Source organism: Tissierellales bacterium (genome assembly GCA_025210965.1).
In the GTDB taxonomy this organism is placed as follows: Bacteria; Bacillota; Clostridia; order Tissierellales; family JAOAQY01; genus JAOAQY01.
The window spans coordinates 1-3,270 of sequence record JAOAQY010000121.1 but is presented as its reverse complement, the minus strand read 5'-3'; the positions used below and the strand labels follow the sequence as shown (position 1 = coordinate 3,270).

Here is a 3,270-nt window from a genome sequence, read left to right as displayed (position 1 = left end):
TTGCTTGTGATTTTTGCGATAAAGGATGACACAAATATACTATGGCCGACTTGTTGCAGCCATACAAATAGAAAATCAGTTCCAGTACCAGTCAATCCACCATAAATCCATATTCCGATCGGTGTACCTATGAGTGGACAAACGATGCTCAGAATAATACCTGTAACTATTGCAGTTTTAAAATTGAATTTGTATTTTTTAGCTATAAATCCAACTATCAAACCAACACTTACATTTACGAGTAAAAATGGGATATCACGTGGACTGAATATTACTCCTGTAATGAGATTTGTAAGTCCACCGACTGTAGCACCGTACATAGGTCCAAAATAAACTGCTATAAAAATTGTGCCTATTACATCCAAAAATATTGGAAGTTTGAGGCTACTAGCAAATATTCCGAGAACTATATTCATTGCAATAGCTATGGCGCACATGATCATCATAAATGTTTTGTTGTTTTTCATAATTACCTCCTAGCATTATTATTTCAATGACAATCAGTATTATATATCAAATAATTATTTGAACCCAATTGATTATTTGAATAAAAAAAATATAGCTATTTGAATTTTTTATAATAACTGTCAAGAGATTTCATTTATGTTATATTTTTAATTTGAGAAAAAAATAATACTGGGTAATTAATCCGCTTGAAAACACAGAATACATATAATGGTAAAGGGAGAAGATATCATGAAAAGAAGCAAAAGAATAGTTATGGTAAGTCATTGTATATTGAATCAAAACTCGGTAGTAAAGCCGCTTGCTAGGGCAAAAGGCGCATTTCCTATATCAAAGATTATACTAGAAGAGGGCGTAGGAATTATACAATTGCCATGCCCAGAGTTTAAGTATTTAGGCTTAGATAGAAAACCAATGAGCAAAGAGGAATATGATAGCAATGACTATAGGAATCTTTGCCGCAAGCTATTTAACTCAATTTGTGAAGATTTGCAAAAATACATAGAATCGGGATATGAGTTTATAGGAATAGTGGGAATAAATCACAGTCCTACATGTAGCATAAGTGGCAATATGGGGATATACATGGAAGAGATATTTGAAATACTTCAAAGTATGAATATAGAATTTAAGACATTTGAAATCCCAACAGACTATGATGAGAATTCATCTGATGAAAATTTTGAGATGGAATTTAGAAAATTTTTGGGGTAATTTTCGTTGAAATTTAAACGAAAACTTGCTATAATAATAAAGTTCCACTTTTTAAACGTGGTGCATAAAGGCAGACAAAATGTGAATTAAAATAGTAAACCTGTTGATAAGTTTCAGAAAACTCACGGAATTTATCAACAGGTTTTTTGTTTTTGTGCGGAAAAGTCTGAAAGTTTTGATTAGATAGTAAATATTTACAAAAGTCATATAGTGTGATAAAATATCAAAATATATTGTGAAGCAATATTTAATAAAGATAGGAGTGGTCAAGATGTCAGAGCATAAAAAGAAGAAAACTATAGCAGTACATATATTTCCCAAATTTGAAAATCAATCAAAGATAGAGGCTGTGAGATCAAGATTTGATTTCCTATATGGACTAGTAGAACCTCACATCACGCTTATATTTCCATTTGAAACAGATAAAGAATTAGATGTATTGAAGGAAGAAGTGAATTTGAGACTTCAAGGAACAAAAAAATTTAAGTTGAAGATGCAGGGCTTTGAAGCAGTTGATTGCTTTGGATATTATATGTTTTTGAAAGTAGTAGATGGAAATGACGCTATAGAGAGCTTACATTATAAATTGCACGAAGGATTGTTCAGTGATTATGCTACATGCTGGACTAAAGAAAAAACGTATAAACCGCATATGACAGTAGGTAGATTCAAAACAAAGTGTGAAATGGACAAAGCATATGAAGAACTCAAAACTAAAGAAGACATATTTGAGATAGAAGTAGATAGATTGGTTATGGAGCGAATTGGAGAAAATGAAGAGTCTATAATTGAAGGCGAATTTTTGTTTTAGACTTGAGTTGAATCGGAGTGGTTTCAATTTTTAAGAACTGCTTGAGCTAGAAAAAACATTTTTTACATTTTTAGCTAATTTTCATAATACCTTTACAACTAAATTAACAGGATGTATAATCATGTTGTAAAGGATAAAATTGAATGAAAATTTAAAGCTTTTTGTAAAGGGTGAGCTTATGAATCTGATAGAGATCAATAGAATGTATTTGAGAGAGTGGGAAATGGCGTTTATTTTTGTTATGGCGTTGATAAATATATCGACAGTGAGTTCTCTAATGTATAACCTAGTATTAGGAAATAAATTCCTAAAATTTAGAGTGAGGAGAATAGAAATATCTAGAATAATTTTGATAGTTGTTTTGGTATTTTGGAATACATATTTTCTGTACTATGAGCAATATAGAGTAAGTGAATATGGAATCAGTTTTATAACAGTTTTTGCTGTGTTGATTTTAGGAATAGGAATTTTTGGTATTAGAAGTTTACTTTTGTACCATTTGACAGAGGATGGTATATTTACAGGAGCTAGAATTATACCATATTGCGATATGGAAGGCTATACGTGGGTTAAGGATCCGAATAAAAACGATTCTTATAGATTGGAGTTTATGCTAGAAAGCTGGAGATATAATCCAAAGCTAAATACAAATCAAATATATATAGTTGCATATAGTGTGAAAAATTATGAAATGGAGAAAATAGAAACATTTTTATCGAAAAAATTAGAGCATATAAAATACAAAGATAGCATCTAACGTTGAAATTTAAACGAAAACTTGCTATAATGATAAAGCACCACTTTTTAAACGTGGTGCACAAAAACAGACAAAATGTGAATTAAAATAGTAAAACTGTTGATAAGTTTCAGAAAACTCGAGAAACTTATCAACAGTTTTTTGTTTTTGTGTGGAAAAGTCTGAATATTTTTATTTTGATTTTATAAATAAATTATCTATGTCTAAATCAGTTATAGATTTGTAGTCAGATATGTCATTGTTATTTCTTAAATCTAGATAATATAGTTGAGACATAGATTTAAGTGTTTGGATGATTGAATCATTCAATTTGTTATTATTTAAAATTAAAATTTGGAGAGAAGTAATATCCTTCAAATCAGATATATCAACTAGTTTGTTGCACTTAAATTAAGAGCTATTAGACTACTTAAATTCTTTAGAGGACTTAAATCTTTAATACTACTATCTGGAAGACTTATTGCAACTAGATTTTTAATTTTATCTATTTCTTCTATAGAACTGATAGATTCCCAGTTCAAAT

At 29.7% G+C, this 3,270-nt stretch carries 4 protein-coding genes; 3 read left to right on the top strand and 1 reads right to left on the bottom strand.

What is annotated here, in order from left to right; translation table 11 throughout:
* A partial coding sequence (locus tag N4A40_09225) for an ECF transporter S component (GenBank protein ID MCT4662027.1) occupies window positions 1–467 on the bottom strand: 467 nt, incomplete at its 3' end.
* A 229-nt stretch (window positions 468–696) separates the two neighbouring features.
* On the opposite strand from N4A40_09225, the gene N4A40_09220 reads away from it, so the two are divergent.
* The 3 genes from N4A40_09220 (at window position 697) to N4A40_09210 (ending at window position 2,747) form a co-directional block, all read left to right on the top strand.
* Entirely contained in the window at window positions 697–1,179 is a 483-nt protein-coding gene (locus tag N4A40_09220; GenBank protein MCT4662026.1) for a hypothetical protein, read from the top strand.
* 271 nt (window positions 1,180–1,450) lie between these two features.
* Entirely contained in the window at window positions 1,451–1,990 is a 540-nt protein-coding gene (locus tag N4A40_09215) for a 2'-5' RNA ligase family protein (GenBank protein MCT4662025.1), read from the top strand.
* Window positions 1,991–2,168: 178 nt separating this feature from the next.
* Window positions 2,169–2,747 carry a hypothetical protein gene (locus tag N4A40_09210; GenBank protein ID MCT4662024.1) on the top strand — a complete coding sequence of 193 codons (579 nt, stop codon included), beginning with the start codon at window positions 2,169–2,171 and terminating at the stop codon, window positions 2,745–2,747.
* Window positions 2,748–3,270: the final 523 nt, after the last annotated feature.